General features: G+C 36.3%; 21 protein-coding genes and 2 pseudogenes. 11 read left to right on the top strand and 12 right to left on the bottom strand.

Annotation, left to right across the window (positions count from 1 at the left end; genetic code table 11):
- Nucleotides 1–65: 65 nt before the first annotated feature.
- The 3 genes from NST00_RS05725 to NST00_RS05715 all read left to right on the top strand — a co-directional run bounded on the left by NST00_RS05725 (nucleotide 66) and on the right by NST00_RS05715 (nucleotide 2899).
- On the top strand, nucleotides 66–605 hold the full coding sequence (locus NST00_RS05725) for a ribonuclease H-like YkuK family protein (protein ID WP_016837942.1): 540 nt from the start codon (nucleotides 66–68) through the stop codon (nucleotides 603–605).
- A 75-nt stretch (nucleotides 606–680) separates the two neighbouring features.
- Nucleotides 681–1922 carry an aminopeptidase gene (locus NST00_RS05720; RefSeq protein ID WP_168412207.1) on the top strand — a complete coding sequence of 414 codons (1242 nt, stop codon included), beginning with the start codon at nucleotides 681–683 and terminating at the stop codon, nucleotides 1920–1922.
- Nucleotides 1923–2089: 167 nt separating this feature from the next.
- Nucleotides 2090–2899: a TatD family hydrolase gene (locus tag NST00_RS05715; RefSeq protein WP_340709740.1), complete on the top strand. Its 810-nt coding sequence runs from the start codon at nucleotides 2090–2092 to the stop codon at nucleotides 2897–2899.
- 154 nt (nucleotides 2900–3053) lie between these two features.
- Here NST00_RS05715 and NST00_RS05710 read toward each other — a convergent pair whose 3' ends face one another.
- Nucleotides 3054–3197: a hypothetical protein gene (locus NST00_RS05710; protein WP_172597779.1), complete on the bottom strand. Its 144-nt coding sequence runs from the start codon at nucleotides 3195–3197 to the stop codon at nucleotides 3054–3056.
- 484 nt (nucleotides 3198–3681) lie between these two features.
- Nucleotides 3682–4464, bottom strand: coding sequence for an enoyl-CoA hydratase-related protein (locus NST00_RS05705; RefSeq protein ID WP_016839179.1), 783 nt, complete (start codon nucleotides 4462–4464; stop codon nucleotides 3682–3684).
- A 296-nt stretch (nucleotides 4465–4760) separates the two neighbouring features.
- Between NST00_RS05705 and NST00_RS05700 the strand changes: the two genes are divergently transcribed.
- From NST00_RS05700 to NST00_RS05680, 5 genes are all read left to right on the top strand, one after another.
- A complete protein-coding gene (locus NST00_RS05700) occupies nucleotides 4761–5081 on the top strand; it encodes a hypothetical protein (protein WP_016839178.1) in 321 nt (106 codons plus the stop codon).
- A gap of 209 nt (nucleotides 5082–5290) precedes the next feature.
- The gene (locus NST00_RS05695) at nucleotides 5291–8224 is read left to right on the top strand and encodes a collagen-like protein (RefSeq protein WP_340709739.1); all 2934 of its coding nucleotides are present in this window, start codon (nucleotides 5291–5293) and stop codon (nucleotides 8222–8224) included.
- 252 nt (nucleotides 8225–8476) lie between these two features.
- On the top strand, nucleotides 8477–8938 hold the full coding sequence (locus tag NST00_RS05690) for a hypothetical protein (protein ID WP_016839176.1): 462 nt from the start codon (nucleotides 8477–8479) through the stop codon (nucleotides 8936–8938).
- 30 nt (nucleotides 8939–8968) lie between these two features.
- On the top strand, nucleotides 8969–9481 hold the full coding sequence (locus NST00_RS05685) for a hypothetical protein (protein ID WP_096549648.1): 513 nt from the start codon (nucleotides 8969–8971) through the stop codon (nucleotides 9479–9481).
- Nucleotides 9482–9486: 5 nt separating this feature from the next.
- Nucleotides 9487–10518 (top strand): glycosyltransferase, encoded by a 1032-nt coding sequence (locus NST00_RS05680; RefSeq protein ID WP_340709738.1) that lies wholly within the window; start codon nucleotides 9487–9489, stop codon nucleotides 10516–10518.
- A gap of 39 nt (nucleotides 10519–10557) precedes the next feature.
- Here the strand turns inward: NST00_RS05680 and NST00_RS05675 are convergent, their stop codons facing one another.
- From NST00_RS05675 to NST00_RS05655, 5 genes and pseudogenes are all read right to left on the bottom strand, one after another.
- On the bottom strand, nucleotides 10558–11649 hold the full coding sequence (locus tag NST00_RS05675) for a tetratricopeptide repeat-containing glycosyltransferase family 2 protein (protein WP_016839173.1): 1092 nt from the start codon (nucleotides 11647–11649) through the stop codon (nucleotides 10558–10560).
- A gap of 558 nt (nucleotides 11650–12207) precedes the next feature.
- Nucleotides 12208–12822: pseudogene (locus NST00_RS05670) on the bottom strand (NAD(P)/FAD-dependent oxidoreductase); the annotation flags it as partial.
- A 147-nt stretch (nucleotides 12823–12969) separates the two neighbouring features.
- A complete protein-coding gene (locus tag NST00_RS05665; protein ID WP_339287653.1) occupies nucleotides 12970–14094 on the bottom strand; it encodes an IS4 family transposase in 1125 nt (374 codons plus the stop codon).
- 134 nt (nucleotides 14095–14228) lie between these two features.
- Nucleotides 14229–14669 (bottom strand): annotated as a pseudogene (locus NST00_RS05660) (NAD(P)/FAD-dependent oxidoreductase); the annotation flags it as partial.
- Between the two features lie 334 nt (nucleotides 14670–15003).
- Nucleotides 15004–15288, bottom strand: coding sequence for a phage holin family protein (locus NST00_RS05655; protein ID WP_016839171.1), 285 nt, complete (start codon nucleotides 15286–15288; stop codon nucleotides 15004–15006).
- A gap of 613 nt (nucleotides 15289–15901) precedes the next feature.
- Here NST00_RS05655 and NST00_RS05650 point away from each other — a divergent pair.
- Complete coding sequence (locus NST00_RS05650) at nucleotides 15902–17524, top strand: methyl-accepting chemotaxis protein (protein WP_096549649.1); 1623 nt, start codon at nucleotides 15902–15904, stop codon at nucleotides 17522–17524.
- Between the two features lie 111 nt (nucleotides 17525–17635).
- Here NST00_RS05650 and NST00_RS05645 read toward each other — a convergent pair whose 3' ends face one another.
- Nucleotides 17636–18055, bottom strand: a complete 420-nt coding sequence (locus NST00_RS05645; RefSeq protein WP_340709737.1) for a hypothetical protein — start codon at nucleotides 18053–18055, stop codon at nucleotides 17636–17638.
- A 250-nt stretch (nucleotides 18056–18305) separates the two neighbouring features.
- On the opposite strand from NST00_RS05645, the gene NST00_RS05640 reads away from it, so the two are divergent.
- Nucleotides 18306–19373 carry a CotH kinase family protein gene (locus NST00_RS05640; RefSeq protein ID WP_340709736.1) on the top strand — a complete coding sequence of 356 codons (1068 nt, stop codon included), beginning with the start codon at nucleotides 18306–18308 and terminating at the stop codon, nucleotides 19371–19373.
- 109 nt (nucleotides 19374–19482) lie between these two features.
- Here NST00_RS05640 and NST00_RS05635 read toward each other — a convergent pair whose 3' ends face one another.
- From NST00_RS05635 to NST00_RS05620, 4 genes are read right to left on the bottom strand one after another with little or no spacing between them, the layout of a single operon-like run.
- Nucleotides 19483–20823, bottom strand: a complete 1341-nt coding sequence (locus NST00_RS05635; protein ID WP_016839167.1) for an ArsB/NhaD family transporter — start codon at nucleotides 20821–20823, stop codon at nucleotides 19483–19485.
- Nucleotides 20824–20958 (bottom strand): hypothetical protein, encoded by a 135-nt coding sequence (locus NST00_RS05630; RefSeq protein WP_016839166.1) that lies wholly within the window; start codon nucleotides 20956–20958, stop codon nucleotides 20824–20826.
- Nucleotides 20959–20987: 29 nt separating this feature from the next.
- The gene (locus tag NST00_RS05625) at nucleotides 20988–22406 is read right to left on the bottom strand and encodes a hypothetical protein (RefSeq protein WP_016839165.1); all 1419 of its coding nucleotides are present in this window, start codon (nucleotides 22404–22406) and stop codon (nucleotides 20988–20990) included.
- Nucleotides 22407–22459: 53 nt separating this feature from the next.
- The gene (locus tag NST00_RS05620; protein ID WP_016839164.1) at nucleotides 22460–22921 is read right to left on the bottom strand and encodes a hypothetical protein; all 462 of its coding nucleotides are present in this window, start codon (nucleotides 22919–22921) and stop codon (nucleotides 22460–22462) included.
- A 694-nt stretch (nucleotides 22922–23615) separates the two neighbouring features.
- Here NST00_RS05620 and NST00_RS05615 point away from each other — a divergent pair.
- Nucleotides 23616–24059: a spore coat protein gene (locus NST00_RS05615; protein WP_408647331.1), complete on the top strand. Its 444-nt coding sequence runs from the start codon at nucleotides 23616–23618 to the stop codon at nucleotides 24057–24059.
- Nucleotides 24060–24208: the final 149 nt, after the last annotated feature.

Here is a 24208-nt window from a genome sequence, read left to right as displayed (position 1 = left end):
ATTTATGTCCTAATAGTGAATAAACTGTACTAATTCAATAACAACTTAAGAAAGGTAAGATCTCTATGGAGAGCGATCGAATAACAGACGGAACCTTTCAAAATTTGAGTCAAAAGAACATGACTTTCGAGCAAGTTTTCGACGCAATTGTACAGTTTATGAGAAAAGAACCAACCGGTAATTTTGTTTTAATGTTTGGAACAGATTCACAAGTATTTAGTAAAGAAACAAAATTTATTACCGGAATTGTCATTCAGCAAAAAGGAAAGGGCGTTTGGGCATGTTTTCGAAAAGTCATTGTCCCAAGGAGAATGACAAACTTACATGAACGTATTTCTTACGAAACCTCTTTAACCGAAGAAGTCGTTTCTTTATTTACAGAAGAAAAAATAGAGCAGTTAATAAATATCGTATTACCTTATGTATATAAAGGAGCTAGCTTCACCATTGAAGGACATATCGATATTGGAAGCGGAAATCGAAACAAAACAAGCGTCTTTGTCAATGAAATGATTGCGAGAATGAACTCCCTTGGAATTGAAGCAAAGATTAAACCAGACTCCTTTGTTGCAAGCACCTATGCGAATCGTTTTACAAAGAAATAACCATACAATGTATTCCTTGAATCATTCTATTATGAATATGATAAAATTGGAAAAAACACATGTGGAGGAATAGATATGTTACAAAATTTCGATGAACTCTTAAGAAAATATGCAAAACTATTAGTGTCAAAAGGAATAAATGTTCAATCTGGTGATTGGGTGAAAATAACAATTTCCGTTGAGCAAGCTCAACTCGCTCGACTTATTACAGAAGAGGCTTACGAATTAGGTGCTGAAAAAGTGATTATCAAATGGAATGATGATGAAATTACTAAATTACATTATCTTCATCAGCCTACAGAAGTACTAACGGACATTCCTCCATATGAAATTGAGGAATCAGAAGACCATGTGTTAAATAAGCGCGTTTCGAGACTTGCCATCCTTTCTAGCGATCCAAGTTTACTTGATTCAGCGGATCCAGCAAAAGTAGCTGCATTCCAAAAAGCAGCTAGTCAAGCCTTCCAAGTTCAACGAAAAGCAACACAAAATAACGATTTGAAATGGACCGTTGCAGCAGCAGCTGGCAGCGCTTGGGCAAATAAAATGTTCCCTCACTTAGAAACTACTGAAGCACAAGTCGATGCTTTATGGAATCAAATTTTTAAAACTTGCCGGGTATATGAGGACGATCCAATTGCTGCATGGGACAAACATATAAGTTTATTAAATGAAAAAGCAACAAAATTAAATGAATACCAATTTGAAGCCCTGCATTTCAAGGCGCCAGGAACTGATTTTAAATTAGGGTTGCCAAAAAATCACATCTGGACAAGTGCAGAAAGTTATAATCCAAAAGGTGAGCAATTTATTGCCAACATGCCAACGGAAGAACTTTTCACAGCACCCGATACTCGCCGCATGGACGGAGTCGTTCGCAGCACGAAACCTTTAAGTTATGCAGGACAATTAATTGAAGGCATTGTAGCTCATTTTAAAGACGGAAAGATTGTGGATATTTCCGCAGAAAAAGGCGATGAAGTTATTAAAAAACTTGTATTTGAAAATGAAGGAGCTACCGGCTTGGGAGAAGTTGCACTTGTACCTGATCCTTCTCCAATTTCCCAATCGGGCGTAACATTCTTCAATACATTATTTGATGAAAATGCTTCAAATCACATCGCGATTGGTTCCGCCTACCCCTCTACAATAGAAGGTGGTACAAAAATGAGCGAAGAAGAATTGCGTGCCCAAGGTTTAAATATTTCAAACGTTCATGTGGACTTTATGATTGGTTCTGCAGAAATGGATATTGATGGAATAACACGAGATGGCTCCATCGTTCCTATTTTCCGCAAAGGCGATTGGGCATTCTAATACAAAAAATGAGACAGGGGAATTTGGGTTTACTCAAGTTCTCCTTTTATTTACTCCATACAATATCCATAGATTTAACTCATTATTCTTGAAATCACCTTTTTGTCAGTATATTGTTTTTATAATGCTTTTCACATTAATTTTGAATACATAGTGGAGGAAATTTAATGCAGCATTTAATCGATATTGGAGTTAATCTATTAGATAAACAATTCCAAAATGATCGAAGTGAAGTTATTGAACGTGCACTTCAAAATGGAGTAGTTCAAATGATTGTTACTGGCACTAGTTTAAGGAACAGTAAACAGGGTTTAGAAATTGCAAAAGAATATCCAAATGTGTTGTTTTCAACTGCCGGTATTCACCCCCACGATGCCAAAACTTTTACTAATAACACAATCGATGAGTTGGAACAATTAGCACAGTATGATGAAGTCGTTGCCATTGGTGAATGCGGTCTAGATTTCAATCGAATGTTTTCTCCCCAAGATATTCAAGAAGAGTGTTTTGAAGCCCATCTACATTTAGCAAAAAAACTTTCGATGCCTCTCTTTTTGCACGAACGTGATGCTCACAATCGTTTTTGCGAAATTTTTGCAAACTTTATGGATATGACCGAAAAATCGGTGGTCCATTGTTTTACAGGGAATAAAGAGCAAGTGAAAAAATACGTATCGATGGGATTCTATATAGGAATCACCGGCTGGATTTGTGATGAGCGCAGAGGGCAAGCCTTGCAAGATGCAGTAAAATACATACCACTTGACCGATTATTAATCGAAACAGACGCACCTTACCTTCTTCCTAGGAATATGGAAAATAGACCAAAAAATCGGCGAAATGAACCTTCCTTCTTGCCTCATATCGTAAATGAAATCGCTAAATTTATGGGCGTCAAACCGGAAGTGGTTGCGAAACATGCAACAGAGAATACACGTAAACTTTTCAATTTACCGGAACCTTCATTGGATATTTAGCAAATTCAAATTGATTTAACAAACATGATTGGAATAATCAGTATAATAAGCATCTGTTTTTTAACAAATTAATGAAGATAATCGAGTAGGAGGGAGCGATTAACTCCCGTCCTCTCACACCACCGTACGTACGGTTCCGTATACGGCGGTTCAATTAAGATGATTGACGCAAGTCTTTATAACTTCCGTGAATAGCTGTTCTCTTTATGCCAGTGGTCACTCCACCCTCCAAGAGGTCTCCCACGGGATTCACCGCTTCCTTCCTCAAGTGAGGTACTACGTTTTCTGTGTTCATCATGACTCACTGAATGCCAAGGGCTATTCTCTCTTAATTGTTCGGTCCTTCTTAGTAGTTCTAAACCAACTAATACTATGACCTCTGCTGACTTCTGACGGTTCAGCTACTTATCACTAAGTAGGTTATGAAGCGTACTTCACATATCCGCCAGACCTCCCCGGGTAAGAATGTAATCTTTCCTTCCATCTATCTGCTTCATTTACTCTGTACCACCTTTGGCAGAAAGGACTTTGTTTTGTTTAGCAAACTCATCCAATGATACCTAGCCTTATATGAAGTTCGTGTTCCTCAGACCGGAAGTTTGCCGCTCGCTTCCTTCAGATTCCGCGTCACCACGGACACCCTTGCGTTAAGCTAACTGTTACTTCTGCCTTCACAGTTCGGGACTTACACCCTATAGATTACACCCATGCCAGGCGCACTAAAAAAGGAGAATTTGTTTTTTGTTCAAATTCTCCTTTTTAAAAATGTAAACTTATTTTTACTATATAACCGTTTTGGAATCCGTCCATACTGGTTGACGCTTTTCAAAGAAAGCGCGAATTCCTTCTTGAGCATCTGGATGCTTACTATTTAGAGCAATTACTTCTGTAGCATAATTAAGTGCTTGGAAATCTTCCATATTAATTTGCTGATAAAATTGTCGTTTCCCAAGTTCAATGATATTTAAGCTTTGCTTCGTTACTTCTTTTGCTAATTTTTCTGTTTCGATATCTAGTAATTCAGGGGGAACCACTTTATTAACCAACCCATGTTGAAGCGCTTCTTCAGCAGAAATTAAGTTTCCTGTAAACAACATTTCCACTGCTTTTTTCCTTCCAATATTGCGGCTTAAAAATACTGCCGGGGTACTACAAAATAGTCCACTATTTATTCCGGGTGTTGCAAACTTAGCATCTTCACTAGCGATAGCCATATCACTTGCAGCAACTAATTGGCAACCAGCCGCAACCGCTGCTTTTTTTACCTTTGAAATAACAAGTTGCGGCAACTCTCGTATTGTTCGCATAACTGTTTGACATGTTTGGAAAAGTTTGAGTACTTCATTCTCTGTCATCGATTCAATCTCTCGCAAACTATGACCCGCACAAAAAACTTTGTCTGAACCTTCAAAAACTACTACTTTCACCTCACGTGCTTTGGCAATTTGCTTCAAAAGATTGTCCAATTCTTCTAATAATGCCATCGTTAAGGTGTTAAACTCCTGCATATTATCGATGGTAATATAGCCAATCTCCTCTGTTTGGCGGTATTGTAGATACCTCATTTCTCCACCCCTTTTCATTGATATCTTTATTTTGAATCTTCTGATATTTGAGGTCAAGATAAATCAGTTTACTTTTTTCTACAATTTTATTCTGTTACTTAGATTACTATATTGATTAAGCAGAGATGTCCCAGTCCTCGCCTTTTCGCCTCACCACTTCCCCTTTATTCGTGAGTATAAATCGATTACTCCATCAATATCGACAAATGAACCCCTAATCAATTCATGAATATATTACTATTGTATGTATGCCTAATCTTACGTACGTTAGAGTTTATGTGGAGGGAGCGTATTCTATGTCAATGCCTAACATTCCAGACATCTCACCTAAGATTCGTATAGATCGTGAAGATGTCATCAACCTTTTATTAGCTTCTATTGCTTTAGAAGAAATCGGTTTAGCTCACATCATTAATGCAGAAGGTGAAAAAATTCAATTTGCAATTGAAAAGATGAACGAATCATGTTCTCATCTTCCAACTACTGCTGAATTAATCCTGAAAATTAACGACAGTGTTAATCATACTTTAATTACTGCAATCAAGAAGGAACTTTTATTAGATAATAAATTAAAACAAGTAATCGAATTACTGAAGAATAAGCATAGGTGTTATTAATTTTTCAACTTTATTGTAATAAAATCTATGAAATTTGTTTATTGAATTAAGAATTGGGTTTTTCAACGCAAATAGGCTTTTATTCCTTATCTCCTTTTCAAGAAAGAATAGATTATTAACGACTGTATTACCAATGGTCATTAACTATTTAAGGTTCTTAGTTAATGCCATGGTGAGACATTTACATTTTAAAGGAAAGGAGTTATGGAATGTCTCAGCCCAATCTACCAAACATTACCCCCAATATAACCATTAGCAGAGCTGATGTCATAAACTTATTGCTTGCTTCCATTGCAATGGAAGAATTAAGTTTAGCTCATATTCTTAATGCTGAGGGTGAAAAAATCCAATATGCGTTAGGAACAATTCCGGGTATTTCTGGGCTATCACCAGCAGCAACGCTTGATGATCTGTTACAAGTTAATAGCAGTGTTCATGATACAATCGCAATGTCAATTAAGAAAGAATTATTATTGGACAATAAACTAAAGCAAGTTACAAAGTTAATTTCAACTGAGGGACCTACAGGACCGCCTGGACCTACTGGACCTACTGGGCCGACTGGGCCTCAAGGCGCTACTGGACCTACTGGGCCGACTGGACCGACTGGGCCTACGGGACCTACTGGACCTACGGGACCTCAAGGCGCTACTGGACCAACAGGGCCTACTGGACCAACTGGACCTACTGGACCTACTGGACCTACTGGACCTACGGGACCTCAGGGCGCTACTGGACCTACGGGACCTACGGGAGTATTTGATCCAAATCAGTTCTTATTCTATGTGCAAGGTAATTCAGGTATTGCCACAATCCGTTTAGGTGAAACCTTAACTATTAGATCTGATACATTGGATATTGAAGTTACTGAAGGTTCTGCAATTGTAGATATTAATTTACCTTCAATTCCGACAGGGCCAACAGGACCTACGGGACCTACGGGACCTCAAGGACCGACTGGACCAACTGGGCCTACGGGACCTCAAGGACCGACTGGACCTACTGGGCCTACGGGACCTCAAGGCGCTACTGGACCAACAGGGCCTACTGGACCAACTGGACCTACTGGACCTACTGGACCTACAGGACCTCAGGGCGCTACTGGACCTACTGGACCTCAAGGCGCTACTGGACCTACTGGACCTCAAGGACCGACTGGACCTACTGGACCTACAGGACCTCAGGGCGCTACTGGACCTACTGGACCTCAAGGTGCTACTGGACCTACTGGACCTCAAGGTGCTACTGGACCTACTGGACCTCAAGGACCGACTGGACCAATTGGGCCTACGGGACCTCAGGGCGCTACTGGACCTACTGGACCTCAAGGACCGACTGGACCGACTGGACCGACTGGGCCTACGGGACCTCAAGGCGCTACTGGACCAACAGGGCCTACTGGACCAACTGGACCTACGGGACCTCAAGGACCGACTGGACCGACTGGACCGACTGGACCGACGGGACCTCAGGGCGCTACTGGACCTACTGGGCCTACGGGACCTCAAGGTGATACTGGACCAACTGGACCTACGGGACCTCAAGGTGCTACTGGACCAACTGGGCCTACGGGACCTCAAGGACCGACTGGACCGACTGGGCCTACGGGACCTCAAGGTGCTACTGGACCTACGGGACCTCAAGGTGATACTGGACCAACTGGACCTACGGGACCTCAGGGCGCTACTGGACCTACTGGGCCTACGGGACCTCAAGGACCGACTGGACCTACTGGGCCTACGGGACCTCAAGGCGCTACTGGACCAACAGGGCCTACTGGACCAACTGGACCTACGGGACCTCAAGGTGCTACTGGACCAACTGGGCCTACGGGACCAATTGGACCGACTGGACCTACGGGACCTACGGGACCTCAGGGCGCTACTGGACCAACTGGGCCTACGGGACCAATTGGACCGACTGGACCTACTGGGCCTACGGGACCTCAAGGTGATACTGGACCAACTGGGCCTACGGGACCAACTGGGCCTACGGGACCAATTGGACCGACTGGACCTACTGGGCCTACGGGACCTCAAGGCGCTACTGGACCAACAGGGCCTACTGGACCAACTGGACCTACGGGACCAATTGGACCGACTGGACCTACTGGACCTACGGGACCAACTGGACCTACGGGACCTCAAGGTGCTACTGGACCAACTGGACCGATTGGACCGATTGGACCTACTGGGCCGACTGGACCGACTGGACCAATTGGACCAACTGGACCGATTGGACCGACTGGGCCGACTGGACCTACGGGACCAATTGGACCGACTGGACCAACTGGACCTACGGGACCGACTGGGCCGACTGGACCGACTGGGCCGACTGGACCTACGGGACCTACGGGACCAACTGGACCAACTGGACCTACGGGACCGACTGGACCGACTGGACCTACGGGACCTACGGGACCAACTGGACCGACTGGACCTACGGGACCGACGGGACCAACTGGACCTACGGGACCGACTGGACCTACGGGACCAACTGGACCGACTGGACCGACTGGACCGACTGGACCGACTGGACCGACTGGACCGACTGGGCCGACTGGACCTACTGGACCAACTGGACCAACTGGACCGACTGGACCTACGGGACCTACGGGACCGACGGGACCGACGGGACCGACGGGACCAACTGGACCTACGGGACCAAACTTTGCAGATGAAGGATTCTCGGCAGTTAGAACAGCAGCTAGTGTATCCACAGGTACTCAGCTTGGCAACTGGAGTGTAGCTCCACCATACTTTAATACAACTAGCTTTGATCCTACTACTGGTGTCTTTACAGTTCCAGCTACTGGAAGATACTCAATCGCAGCAACTATCAGCTATAGTACAACTGCAACTTTAACAGGAATCTTTGGTGGCGACCCAGCATTTGTAGTACGCAATATTACTACCGGCGATGATTTAATCGTAGGACTATTCCCAATTTTAAACATTGAACTTGCATTAGGTGTTGGTTTAAGAGCTATTCTTGGTAATGGAACAGTCACAATAGCAGGAGAAGTAGAACTTACTGCAAATGATAATATAGGTCTATTCTATGTAAATGATGGATTAACAATTAGCATAACCCTTGGCGGTGCTGACGCTCCAATCGTTTGGTCCATCCACCGAATCGCTTAAGCCAATCCATTTAAACTGCAGACTCACTTGAATCATTCAAGTGATCTGCAGTTTTTTTATGAAATCACTCATTCCAACACCAATTTTACTTAATTGAGAAACTAGTGATAGGTACTCACTAATTAATAATTCCATCATCAACGAAATCGTTGAAAATAGGCACAAATCTAACTTCTGTTCAATACACTAGAGAGTGTATGAGAGTACATTACGCCACTTTGTATGGTTAAATTTTTAAGGAGGTCACTTTGAATGTCTTTGCCTACCATTCCGGATATTACTCCTGAGATTACATTAGATCGATGTAAAACCATCAATTTATTGCTTTCTTCAATTGCATTAGAAGAAATTGGACTTTCCCATATTTTGAATGCTGAAGCTGAAAAACTTCAAATGTTTATTAAAAAGTCTCCTTGCGATTTTCATAGCTACTTAAAAATCAACGAAAGTATTAATCAAACATTACGTACTGTTGTGAAATCACAAATCTTACTTCAATTTAAACTTGAAGATGTAGTAACACTAAATCAAAAATCTTGCTGTCATCCACGAAAACATCATAAATGTAAAGAATGCAAGGAAGACAAAGATTGTAAATGTAAACATCATCACTGTAAAGACTCGTTCGATTCTTCATTATGCTATTGCCCAAACAAAAAGAAAAAGGATTGTCATTGTTCAAAGTGTAAATCCGAAAAAAAATACGATCATTAATCGATATGCATTTTACGAGGGGGGTGAACAATGCAAGAAAATCATCAAGTTGAGTTGTTACAATCTTCACTAAACTTTTCAACATTCATTTATTCTTTTGCCCAATTCCTAATAAACTATTTTGAACGTCGCAATCAAACTCAAGAACTATCGGAAGAAGAACTACTTCAAAGTGAAACACAAGTAATCCAATCATTAGTATTAATTGAAAAATTACACATGCTGCTCTTTCTTCACTTTTATATTTATCGAACATACTTTTCTTACGAAGTAATAACACCTTCGTTTACGGACTCAAATAGAGAACTATTTGAAAAAATGCAAATGTTATTACAACAATATCCTTTTCTTCTTGAAGAACATCAAATGATTTCAGAAAAAACGGTTGCTCAGATTTTGAACTATTATTACATTCGTATTCATGAAGAAACCTATGAAGAATCAAATGATGACGAATCAAATCTCGTAACAATCATTTTGTCACCCTTACCTCCACCTTGGTTGGCAAACAATATGCAAATACCTCGGAAAAAGGAAGTGTAGGTTTATTGTCTTCCCCTTCAATTTCCCTTTGTATGATTGTTAAAGATGAAGCGGATTTTATTGAACAATGTTTAAAAAGTGTTCAAAAGATTGTGCAAGAAATAATTATTGTTGATACTGGTTCAACCGATAAGACAATAGATATATGTAAAAAATATAATGCGACCGTGTTTTCATATGCATGGAATGATCATTTTGCAGAAGCGCGAAACTTCGCCCTATCCAAGGCAACAGGGAATTGGATTTTATGGCTCGATGCAGATGAGGAATTGGAAACTGGCCATGAACAATTGCTAATGGAAGTTTTAAAGAATTCCACTACTACAATGTATTTAATGCCAGTAATGAATTATTACGGTGAATCGTTTCCAGTTGATCGGGAAAAAGCTTTTATATATTATCAACCACGTTTATTTCAAAACCATAAAGGCATCCAATTCTATAATCGGATTCATGAAACCCCTATTTTTCCTAATCCTCATGATTCCAGTTACACAACCGATTATTTAGAGATTCCAATTCATCATTATGGATATATTGACAAATTAACCACCAAGCGTAATAAAGCAGAACGGAATCTACAACTTATTCAAGAGGAGTATAAAAATCCAAACCATAGTCCCTGGATTGAATACCATTTAGCAAATGAATATTATCGTAGAGGAGTTTATAATAAAGCTTTTGATTATTTAAATGAATCCATTTTTCGTTTTTTACTAAACGGAATTAAGCCTCCATCTATTCTCTACCGTTTAAAATATGGGATTCTCGTTGATACAAATAGTTTGGATAATGCATTAGAAGGAATAGAAAAAGCCATTGCTTTATATCCTGATTATGTAGATTTACATTTTTTAAGAGGATTAATATTTTATCAAACCAACAATTATGAAGAGGCTTTAGCATGTTTTGAAAAATGTCTCGAGCTTGGGGAACATAACTCTAAATATTTAATATTAAAAGGAACTGGAAGCTTTAAAGCAGAACATTATAAACAACTTTGTTTAGAAAAATTAAGACAGTCTCAAAAACAATAAATAAAAAATTTAGGCTGTATCGATTTGATACAGCCTGTTTTATTTTTCATTGTTTTGTTCTTCGAAATACTTCTTGAAAAATTCTTCATTATAAAGCACTGATGGATCATTCGGACGATATTCTTTTGCTTTTTTATTATATTCGACTGCCAATTCTTTATCCCCTTTATGCCAATGACAAACGCAAAGCTGTAAGTATGGATACCAAGTAGAATATGGTTTTTGTACAATACCTTGTATGTTTGATGTGTCTACCATTAAAGCAAACTGATACCACATAATCGCTTTATCGTAGAGTTTTCTTTCTAGATACAAATCACCCATTCGACAAGATACTTCTGGTCTTGGTACATCGTATTGTATCGAACGGATTAACGTCTCGATTTCTTTTTCTATGTTTCCTAAGCTTCTATAACAAAAAGCCATATTAATACATGCACGGATTTTTTCTTCTTCCCAACCATCTTCATGATTTATAAATCTTTCGTAATATTCAATTGCTTTTTCATACTGGCCGTGATCTTTTAATTCATTGCTATAATAAAATAGATCTCTTGGTGTGAATTTTTCTCCTTTTTCTAAAAGTTTTTCATAAATTTTTATATTCCGATCATTCCGTTCTTCCTTTTTTTCTTTCCGATGAGTAATCGCAACATCAGATTGGAGTAATCGCCCTCTAACTTCTAAGTATTCATGAACAGCTCCTTTCCAAACAAAATTTTTCTCTCTTTTGGCTAATCGAAATCTTCTAAAGCTATAGATAGGGTTATTGTACTCATCAAAAGCAAGATGATACACCATTGACACCGCATCAACATCGCTTGTTAATTGTTCTTTTAATTTTTTAAATTTTTGTCGGTCTTCTTCTAACATGACATCATCGGCATCTAGCCAAAATATATAATCCATTGTGGCATGTTTAAAAGAAAAATTTCTCGCTGCTGAAAAATCATCAATCCACTCAAAATCTAATACTTTATCAGTGAATCTTTTTGCAATTTCCTTTGTGTTGTCGGACGAGCCCGTATCAACAATAACGATCTCATCAACAAGGTCTTTTACGCTATTTAAGCAACGCTCTAGTACGTTTTCTTCATTTTTGACGATCATACACAAGCTTATTGTAACCATGCATCAACCCTCCACATTTACAGAATTCATATTAGTATATGAATGAGTAAAATGATGTGAACAGGCTAATTTTTCAATTCTATAGGCATTTGTTACAATTCGTTAGGGGTGATGTGGTAAGTATTTTTTTAGAAAGTCACTTTACAAAAATGCTAACCCTTCTCAATTACCAAAACCGCAATCATAATCACAAAAAAGGACATAGCCCAAAAAAGCTAAGCCCTCTGTATAATTTTATTCCTCATTACACCATTTCTTCCATACTGCTGAAGATATTGCATTCTATATCTATAAATTGGTTAAAATTTTTCGCCCCTCCAACAGCAGAAGGAAGCTTATCTTTCATACGTTCTGGATAAATAGGTTTCGGCTTTACAATCTAAAACTCTTCTTTCCCTTATATCATCAGCTTGATGACAAATTCCTACTCATCAACCATTTCTACTCTTGTTTGACTGAAGATGAATCCTATCGCTCGCATAATGAAAATGGCTGTTTCATCTTCATCTCCTTGAAGCATTGCATTTAACGGACGATATTGAGTCAGAAGTTAAAAAATTAAATCAGTTTTTCAATTAGTTCCCGATTTCGTTTATAGAAGACCTCATTATGCGAAGATACCATGCCAATAGCTTCTGCATCCGGTTGAACAAACACTTTAGCCTTATTTACTGCGTTGATTGCATCTTGAAATGCACCAGCGATCATGTGAACTTTTCCTTCATAATCAACTGCATCCCCCACTGCATAAAGCCCTGGGATGTTTGTTTCACAATATATATTCGCTTTAATGTAGTGCTCATTTGCGAATTCAATCTGTAACGGACTATTTTCAAGTAAAGTTTTTTCTCTTACATATCCATGATTCACAACCACTTCATCTACATTTAAATAAGTGATTTCTCCTGTCTGATTATTCGTTAATTCCACTTTCTCAATGGACATACCATCTTGGCTTGGAATTAATTTAGTGATTTCTGTATAGAAATAACATTCAACCGAGCTGTTCAATAATTGTGATACTTGTGCTTCATGGGCATTCAATTGACCTTTTCTATATGTTAAATAAACTTTTTTCGCAATCGGCTCCAACTCATTGCACCAATCAACTGCTGTATGTCCTCCACCTGAAACGATTACAATCTTATCTTTAAATTTTTTTAAAGATTTAATTCACTACCGTCGCATAAATGGTGTCTGAATTTTCAGTTTTATTTTTTCTGGACTTTAGAGAAAAAACGAAAACACCTAAGCGAGGGTAGTAAACATCCATTTTTTTACTATAAACCTATGACTTGTGCAACAACGACTGGCAAACCTTTATGGGACGCCGTTTCCTTCGATTTTTCGTAACCAAATGTGAGCGGATTTCCACAAAGAAGCCTTCAAATAGCGACTAATTTGTAAGTAACTGCGTTCGCTATTCGTGTTCAGCTGAGCTAAAACATTCAGACAGTACACTATCATGGCTACGTACACTTGATTATGTACAGCTTGTTCACTGTGACCAAAAAACTTTTTAATGTTCAGATGTTGTTTCATCCATTTGAAAAAAAGTTCGATTGCCCAACGTGATTGGTAGATTTCTGCAATTTCATCTGCGTCAATGTCAAACCGATTTGTCAGTAAATGAAGCTCATTTCCTTTTGTATCATGCAATTTGAGTAAGCGAAACACGTTTTCAGAACGATTTTGTGGTGTTCCAATGACAACCATTTCATCAGAGAATACGGGTGAATCTTCTGGTAACGAAAAGGATTCTAACACTCGGACAACAGCGTTTTTACGCAAACGGGTCACAAAGAAATAGCCATCTTCCGTCATTTGATCAAAGCGCCCATAATCCAAGTAACCACGATCAAACACGTACATGCATTCTTTGTCATCCACGAATACTTCTAGTTGACCACGATCATGTTCGTTGGCATTCGTGAGTACGGCTTTATCTGGATAGGAGAGTCCTTTTTCCATAAAAACAAGTCGTAAGTGAAGCTTTACTCCTGATTTTGTTTTTCGAAACTCTGCCCACTTATGATTGGTCAAATTAAGCGGTAATGTACTCGAATCAATGATTTTCAAAGGCGTTGTCACTTTTCTTCTTGTTTGGAAATTGGTTTTCCGATGAATTTGTGCCACTAAATCGAGAAAAATCGTTTGAAAGAACTCAGTTGGGATGGTATTGATTCGTCTCCCTAACTGTGAAAAACTAATCGATTCCAATCCCGTTGCTCGTTGTAATTCTTCTAAAAAGACAGCGTCACTCAACGCCCGTAAACTCTCGGTTTCATGGAGTTGGGCATACAAAAGCAGTTTCATAAATGAAGCCATATAAAGCTTCTTGGTATAGTGATTTAATTGATGTGTTTTCACTAGGTCGTCAAATAATGGACGATTAATCGGTGAAAACCATTGTTCAAATGATGTTTTTCGTGTAAACTTATCCATGGTTTTGTCCTTTGTATTGGATTTGGATGGTTTACTACCACCCAACCATTATAAAGGATTTTTTTGTGTTTAGATTATATTTCAGAAAATTCGGTTTATTTGAAGGTGTTAAATTATTTTAATGCGACGCTAGTGGATTTAATTGTATAATTTAAATTGGAACTATAAAATTTAGAAGCCCCTTCCACTTCAAGCTTCTGAGGGTTGATTATGCCACCTCCAATTGCTACGATTACCGTTTTTGAAAAATGAGTATGTCCTTTATCTGTTTTTATTTCGAATATACCTTCTTCATTTTTAGAAATTTCCGTTGCTTTTTCTCCTATCACAACAGTTGGATCAAAAGTCGTTGCTTGTTCTATCAATTGTTGAATTAATTTCTCACCTGTAATTGGCGTTAATGCACCAACATCCCAAATTAGTTTTTCAGGATAAACATTTATTTTACCCCCTAAGTAGTTTTGGGATTCAATGATTTTCGTTTTCATTTCTCTTAAACCGCAGTAAAATGCGGAAAATAAACCACTAGGTCCTCCCCCAATAATTGTCACATCATATAAATTGTGTGTTTCCATTATGTATCCTCCTGGGTGAAATTAAAAACGATAATGATTATCAATTTCGTTTAGAATTTTATCACACAAAAATAAACTTTTGAATGGATAATTTAAGAGAAAATGAACAATATTAAAAGGAATTTTCTCCTAATAAATAATCAAACCTTAGTGAGTTCTTGCTTATTTTTTGCATTATTCAATTGTTGATTCCTCTTTTTGTATAATCATTAACTTTTTTTCAACAGGCTACTACCAATAAATTTCCAACATGTCCCTTCATTACAAGTTGTCCGCAATAAAATAGCTGAACCTTTATTGATTCAGCCAATCATCTTTATATTAATAAAATAGATTATTCTTTTCCGTTTTGGTCTCTCTTTGTTAAATAATTGGCTTTATGGAATAAATCCTTTACAATCGCAGCTGCTCCTGCTACTAATATCCCTTGAATCACCGCTTCAATAATAAATCCATAATACCCGATACAAAATGCAATTCCGAGAACAACTTGTACCCAAGGAGTGACCCATGGCGGAACTTTTGGCGTTCGATTCAAAAACAATCCAAGTAGATAAAGTACCGGAATGATAATAACTGACTCAGGATATATATAATTTTCTAATATAATAATATCCATCTTTCATCCCTCTTCTTATTGAAAGTTAATAGAGTAAAACCTCTAAAGTATTCCTCTTATCATTTTATGTGTAAGACAAAAAAACGGTTTAGGATGATTCACTACTTACGAACCAGAACATAGAAAAGTTATTAATTCGTTAGAAGGATGAAAGTTTTTGAATCAATTTTTATTAGTCAAAATTATAGGTTTCATTAATATAAATTTCTTCCTACTAGGTTATTACTTTTTCAACTATCTCCACACAAATTCACTCCAGAAAATTTACTGAATTTTTCAAATCTATAATACTACCACTCATTGTGACATGATTAAACGAAGGTTACAATGAATTTATGAAGGAAAAATGTAAACGATTCTTATGAGAAGATGACTATTTTCTGGTACAAATAAACCATAGCAATTTAAATTGATTTAATGCAATAATACTCATTTAATAATACAGATTATCCAAAATTTTTCATATATTTCCTTAAAGTTAGTCTAATTTGCTGATATAATAGAATTACAATTTATGACATCTATACTCGTTCAAAGTATAGATGCTAAAAAGGGTATTTTTAAATACATACAAAGGGGATTATGCAAGGATATATATCCAGGGGGAGTGAATATGAGTAAATTATTACGTTCAAATGTTGCAAAAAAGGCACTGATGAAAGTTCAAAATGTCGCATCCAAAGTTAGAAGCGTCTGGGACCATGAAAAAACAATTGAAGAACAAATAAATCAAATTCGTACTGTATTGGATCAAGAACTTGCCCGAGATGAATACCTTGTTATCGTTGATGAAAATGGTTTAGGTTATATTCATACGAACCGCTTAAGAGAAGGTTCATCCTTCACCGATGAAGTGGGTTTGGCTGCTGCCAAAACTAATACAGGACTATTGCAAATTTATCCAAGAGATACGGGAGAAATACTTATTGATGCATCTTGCCCACTGTTAACAGATAAGAATGGGAAACGCTTTAATCTGAGAATGGGTAGACTAGTTCAACGACCTTTTATTGGGGCAATATTTGGAAGTTTAATTACTTTGTCCAGTATAGTTCCTGCTATCATTGCTTATTTTTTAAGCAATGATTTATCTATGACAACAAGTGTCCTCATTGGAACAGCAATTGTTACGGTTATTTTTAGTTTAATTTTTTATACTATCATAATGAAAAATTTGCGAGAATGGTATAGCGTTACAAAAAAAATATCCTCTGGCAACTTGAGTGCACAAATTGAAAAGGTAGGTCTTCGCAATGAATTTCACCAAATCGGTTATGAAATCAATAAAATTATTTTAGGGATTCGTGCGATAATTGATGAATTTAAACATGCCGCGGAAACTGTGGAACGAATTAGTAAAGAACAAGAAAAAGAAACACAACGCATTTCGACAACTTTTGAAGAATTATCAGCAGCTGTCCAAACTTTCCGTAGTGGTGCAGAAACACAACGTTACTCAATCACTAACGCCAACGAAATGGTAGAAATGATGATGAATCAAGTACAAGAAATGCAAGAAGAAGTTGAGAAAGCTGTGGTAGGTGCAGATGATGCATTACAAGATGCAAGTAAGGGACAAGAAGCCATTCAAATTGCCCACAGCCAAATGGCAAAAATTCAAACTGAAGTTGCAAACTCTGCAGCGAAAATCCGCAAAATCACTCAAGAAGCAAATGCTGTGAAGGATAAAGTTGCCTCCATTACAAGAATTGCCAAACAGACAAATTTACTTGCACTTAACGCTTCCATTGAAGCTTCTCGGGCTGGTGAAGCGGGGAGCGGTTTTGCAGTTGTCGCGAATGAAGTTCGAAAACTCGCTGAAGGAACGAATGAATTTGCAGAAGAAATTATGACATTATTAGAAAAAACATATAAAGATTTAGAAACTACTGTAGCTCAAGTTGAAGATAATGTGAAGGCTATTCATGAAGGGATGGAAGCCGTTTCTCAAACAGATCAAGTCATAGAACAATTAATTCAAACAACGCTTTCAACAAAAAATTTAGTATTAAATAATAGAAAATTTGTTGATCTTGTTCATGAAGACGGAAATAAACTACAGGAGATTATGCAGCAAGTGAATACAATTGCAGAAGATTTTACAAATATGGTTGTAGCTACAAATGAAAGCGTAGATATTCAAGTGGAAGGCATAAATGCACTCGCTCAAAATGCTACAAAACTAGCGGAAGAAGCTATTCATCTTAGCCGCATAATTAATCGTTTTCATTATTAAAAAATGCCAGGTACATGCCTGGCATTCTTCATTTCCTTGCAATCTATTTAGATTGTTAATTCATTTGTTGTTTTTGAACAAATTCCTTTACTTTATCTTGGATTTCTTCTGCTAATGATGAAAGGGCATTATTTTCTTCCTTTTTTCCTTTAGAACCGTTTTTATTCCCCTTCGATCCTTTTCTTCCTTGTTTTTTGTTCCCTTTTGAACCTTTCTCTCTTTGCTTATCTCCTTTTGATCCGCCGCTTTTGTTCCCTTTTGAGCCTTTGCTTCCTTGTTGTTTATTTCCCTTTGAACCTTTCTCTCTTTGCTTATCTCCTTTAGAGCCGTTTTTATTCCCCTTTGAGCCTTTGCTTCCTTGTTGTTTATTTCCCTTTGAACCTTTCTCTCTTTGCTTATCTCCTTTAGAGTCGTTTTTATTCCCCTTTGAGCCTTTGCTTTTTTGTTTATCTCCTTTAGAACCTCCACTTTTATTTCCTTTTGAACCTTTACTTCCTTTTTTATTTCCTTTGGATCCACCTTTGCTGCCATTCGATTTCTTATTTTTTACCGCGATTGTTGTTTGAATTAACTCTGGGTCTTCAATTGGATTGTTATACATATATTGAATTAAATCATTCTCTTTAGCAATTTCAACTAGTTTCCTAACATCATCAACAATTAAAGTACTAATGATAATCCCCTCCAAACACAATGATTTGTTCTTTATAGTTTATGTAATTTATTTCAAACACTTTAGGTGATTTACCAATATAAAGAGGCATTTTCAGGAGGCATTTGTGTGGAAACTTATTTTATTGAAATATCAAAAAGCGATTTGAAAAAACTATATAAAAATATTTGGACAGAACATTATTTTTTTGCCCAACTAACAATCAATAGCCAAAGTTATGACATTCAAATTAGTTTGAGAGGAAATCAACTTCGAAAACATAAAAAAAAGTCTTATCATATCATATTTGAACATCCCCATCTAATGGACGGTCACCATGAAATCCATTTAAATGCGGAGTTTAATGATCCTTCTTTGATTCGAAATAAATTATCTTTTGATTTCTTTCAAAAAATCGGTGTTCTCTCTCCAAATTCCAACCATATTCAATTGTTCATCAATGGGAAAAGTGAAGGAGTATATCTAGCCATTGAGTCTTTTGATGAGTACTTCTTAAAGAAGAGAAATTTGCCGGATGGTTCAATCTATTATGCTACGAATGATGATGCCAATTTCTCTTTATATACGCCTGAAGGATATATAAAAAAATCATTAATGGATGGTTATACAACAAAATATTCCTTTCAGGAAGAAGAACATCTAATAAAAATGTTAGTCATTATTAACACTTATCCTAAAGATAAATTTAATGAAGAAATAGTGAAAGTATTAGATATTGAAAAATATTTACTGTGGCTTGCTGGGGCAGTTTGCACGCAAAATTTTGATGGATTTATTCATAATTATGCTTTATATCATAATAGTGAAACTCAACTATTTGAAATCTCCCCATGGGATTATGATGGTTCATGGGGAAGGAACTTACACGGAGAGCCCCTTGAACTTGAATATGTACCAATTTGGGGATACAACACATTAACTGCTCGTATATTAGAAAACGAGCATTTTAAACAAAAGTATCGTCGGATTTTAGAAAGCACACTACACAAACAATTTATTCCTTCTGCAATTAAACCCCAAATTGAACAACTGCAAGCTCTAATTCTGCCCTATATCGAAAAAGATCCATATATAAAACATAACGAAAAAATTTTCATGAGTGAAAAAGAATATATTCTACAATTTATTGAAAAGCGTAATCAATTTTTATCGGACCAACTTGAATCACTATTATAAGCATTTCTCCTCCTCTAATTAGGATGAATTCCTTAGCAACTAGAGGAGGAGCATGAATATGAGTGTAATTTTTAATTTCCTACACCTCATCATTTCATTCAGAACGCTATTATAAGATAAGAAGTATCCACAAATATAAACTGAGCAAGCTCACCATGAGTGTAACTGGTATGATTAAAATTGTAACGCTAATATATTTTCCCCAAGTTATTTTAATTCGATGTTTTTTTAGTAAAAACATCCAAAGAAGTGTAGCTAATGTACCGATTGGAGTTAATAATGCACCAATGTCGCTTCCCATAACATTAGCTAGATATGCAACTTGCATTAATAATGGATTCAATTCCATTTCTGTAATCGAAAGTGTTCCAATCATCACGGCAGGCAAATTATTAAAAATATTGGAAAGAGCAGTAGTTAATAATCCCATAATCATTGTTGCATTAAATGTACCTTGTTCAATAAACTCTTTAAAATTTAAAATAATCAATGTGTTTAATCCTACATTTTTCAATCCATATACGAGTACATACATGCTAAAGGCAAAAATTAATATATGCCACGGAGAATTGATAATTACATCTTTTATTCCGACTCTCATTTTTAACCAACGAATCGTAATTAATATGAATGCTCCAAATAATCCAATCAACTCTAATGGAATACCAAATGGTGAAAGAACAAAAAATGCCCCTCTTGTAATGACGACTACGGCAATGCATATTTTAAATAAATTTTTGTCTAATTCAGATTGAGCTGATGGATCAAGGGGATGAGTAAAGATATTCGACGGTTTATCATTGAAAGTTAGTAATCCTAATTGTTTCGGAATATGGTTTCTAAAAAGTAAATACAATAATAAACTCATTGTTAAAATGCCTATCATCGATGGAATAAACATAATTTTTACGTAGCTATTTAAATCTAAACCAACTATTTTTAATGCGATTAAATTCGAAATATTGCTTACAGCAATCGGCGCACTAGATGCTGTTGCAATCAGCGCCCCAGAAATTAAATAGGGGATATACTGAGGTGGTTTAAGTGCTAAATACTTGATGATGTGGATAATGATAGGAGTTGTTATGAGTATGCTTCCATCATTATTAAATAACATAGTCATAAAAAAACATAACAAATTGGTATATATATAAAGCCTAAGCCCTGAATTATTCGATTTTAATATGATATTTTGAGCAATCCACTTAAAAAAACCAATACTCTCCAATACAATGGACATCATAATAGTAGAAAGTATTGTAAGTGAGGGGCCACTTACAATACTTAGTATACTTTTAAGATCTTCATAGCTTACAAATCCTAGTATGACAATAATCGCAGCCCCTATTGTAATGGGAATCGTTTCATTGATTCCTTTAGGTCTCCATAGCATTATACCTATGGAGATTAAAAAAATGGTTAACATTAATATTGTAGAATAATCTACCATTTAAACAGCCGCCTTAGATTGTTCATAAGTTGATTGATCTGTTTCTATCACTGTTTCTTCTTTTACTGGCGAAGGTGGTTGCAAAAATAATTTATAAAATAAGACACCCACAATTGAGAAGTAAAGGAGCATCATATTCGTTTTCCCTCCTTCTCCTATCAACCTTAATAATAACTTCTCTCCTTTAACTGCAAATACATCTTCTCAGCATGTTTCATGATCGCTCGATATTGGTTTTCGATGTGATACATTCTTTCTGCAAATTTCATTAATGCATAGTACTGATATTTTAAAAGTCGCTTATTATCTTCCATTAACATTTTTACAGGTTCGTGTATGAATTCTGATTCTTCACTGGAAGATGTACACTCAATTGGTTCCATGATTTCTTCAACGATTTCTTCTGCATCATCTATTTGTTGGGCTGCAATTATCTTTCCGGATACTGGTTGAATTTCATACACATCTTCAGATAATTGTTGTATTTCTTCCGACGGTTCTAATAAATTTTTGATTTCGAAATCTTCTTTTTCTGCAATCTTTACAGTATTTTCGATTAAACTCATTTCTGTTTTTTTTAATTCTTGATCTTCATAAAATAATTCAGTTTGTTCCTTCTCTTTACTTGGACTATGCGATTCCATCGTCATATCTTCCCAAGTACATTCTTGTATTGGAGAATTGAATTTTACCTCATGGAAGAATGGTCTTTTTTGGGTTTTTTTGGAGTTTTTGCTTGAAATAGCTAATGTGTTTTCTTGCTGTTTTGTTGGATTGTTTTCGATATTTTGGAGGGTCGCTTCTAGTTTTGATGGTGGTTCTTGGAGGATATTTTTCGATGTTGCAGTGATTTGTGCTAACCTTTCGTCTTGGAGGGTTTCTTCATTTTGTGATGGAGATGATTCTTCAAGTTGATTTTCTTGTGTTATTGTCGCCGTTAAATCGTCTATATTCATATCTGATGTTGTATCTTGCTGTTCATCTTCATTTGTCTTTGGAAAAAGCTGTTTTACCTTTTCTTTAATTGCATCTGATATAGCTTTCTTTTGCTCCTCAGTTAGTTGCCCATCCTCTGAAGTCAAATTGGATGTTGGTAAATTAGTCAATGCTGTATTGGCAATTCCATTAGCCTCTAGATTTATAATTTGGTTTTCATCGATTTGTTCATTGAGAATACTTGTAATCTGTGACTTTAAAATATAGTATTGATTCTCTCCGTTAATCAACACGATATAATCTTCATAAACATTGCTGAGCACTCCTGAAAAGCTTTTATTGCCAAAACTATTAACAGTAATCCATTGTAAATACATTGTTTTTAATATTTCTTCCAACTTAAATCTGTTAAGTGAAGTGTTACTAAATCCCTTATTTATGACACTTGATTCTTTTGCGTTTTTCGATAATGCTTTGATTTGGGTGATAGGGAAATATATTACATTTTCGTTGACTTTAACAATTAAATGGTCTTCTTGAACACTTAATAAAGTACCTTGAATGGATTGATTTTCAGCTAAAAATAAGCCAATCTCTAAACCTTCAAGACCTTTTATTGTATCTAACAAAAATTCAGCATTCAACATTAGGGCCTCCTTTTTAATGCAATCCGCACGAAGTCTCCCCTTTTAATTTGTTATTAGTTATTTTCTTCATCTTGCTTTTCAGGTTTCTTTTCTGGTTTTGGTCCATAACTCACATTTCGAATATGGAACATTGCCACGCGGATTACTTCTTCATTTTTTACAATTGTTATAAAATCATCAAATACTTCTTCTAATACACCTTCCACTGACTCAGGTCCACCGCGGTTAATTTTAACCCATTTATGACGTAATTCATTTAATACGGATCTGAAATCCATGAAACTAGCAAATGGATAATCTTCAGGAACTTCAACATTCAACTTCATGCCATTTCTTGAATCTTGAGTAATACTCTTGATATGTTGATATTTGTAAAACACTATTCCATCTTCTTCTGTCAACAATGCGAAATAATCAGATTGAGCAGAAAATACTTTACCAACCCTAGACTCAGGCCCACCGCGATCTACTCTAACCACTTTGTTCAATAAAGAAAGCATTAACTCCCTATTCATTCTTGTTCCTCCCATTATAAAATTCATTATTATTTATACGTGTAAACGTAAAAAGGTAATTAGTTATCCGCCTAAACATCGTTAATTTATTGAGGATTTGCGTTATGTTATTGTATGAAAGAACATGTAAATCTGACAAAACAAATTCAAATTAATTAAAGAAGCTGGGACAAAACTTAAAAACATCATTTTCTCTTTTGAGAAGGGTAGTGACCCCTAAAAGTTAGAGTCAAAATCTAACTTTTGGATGCAGAACCTTTCTCTTTTAGAAAATGATGTTTTTTTTCTCTTCTAGTAATTTCTATAAGAAGTCAATTAACTTTCAATTATGAAAATAAACAAAAACTCGTAATATTTACCCAAGTATCATTTCATTCCTTACATATTCTATTTTCAGATAAATAGAAAGGAGGAGTATTTTTGAGTCGGCGTAATCGAAGTTTAGACTCCATTACTAACCAGAGTGTGAATCTTTTAATAGATAGTGTCCTAAAAAGACACGGAGTAAAACTAAGAAAGCCAAGATTAAGCGCACAAGAAAAAAGAAAGTTAAAAAATTTACTAATGGATTTAGAAAGTAATGTGAACAAACTAGTAAAAACAATTAAAAAATAGCAATCTACTGTCAAAAAGGAGGAATGAATGAATGGGTAACAGCAAAGTATGGCGTGGAAATATGCCTTCTGTTGAAGGTATTGATATGACGAGAAGAAATGAACATAGAAGATGGAGTGCTTTAGACCCTTCCTCTGCACATCCATTAGATCGTGATATGAATAATTTGGAAGGTGCAATCGAAAATATCCAAGAATCATATGAGCAAATTATTGTCATTGATTCAGCTGATGTAGAAATCACTACAACAGATACGCAAGCAGCATTATCTCTTCAAGTTGCATTGCAAGCTGCAATTAGCTTAGTTATTAGCATTTCAATAGGTGGCAGCAGCAGAGATGCTGAAAGAATCACACAAGAATTAATTGCCAATGTAAAATCAAAACAAATCAATAGACAACAAACTTATGTTGAAAATTCTAGAGGTGTAAGAATTACAACTACTGATAATGATTTAATTGTTAACATTCAATTATTACTACAAATTTTAATTGCTTTACTAGTAAGAATTGATGTTCTCTAATTTCTAAAATAAGGAAGTAGCAAAGTTAAATATGAAATAAAACATTTATAAAATGAAAGTGCAGCACTTTGCTAACATCCGCAAAAGCTGCACTTATTTATTGCAAGTGAATAGAAAGAATTTACTTCAAATGGGTGAAGTTAAAAACG

It is taken from the genome of Ureibacillus sp. FSL K6-0165 (assembly GCF_038004285.1).
Taxonomy (GTDB): domain Bacteria; phylum Bacillota; class Bacilli; order Bacillales_A; family Planococcaceae; genus Ureibacillus; species Ureibacillus thermosphaericus.
The sequence above is the reverse complement of the archived record's forward strand: the minus strand, read 5'-3'. Positions and strand labels throughout refer to the sequence as shown.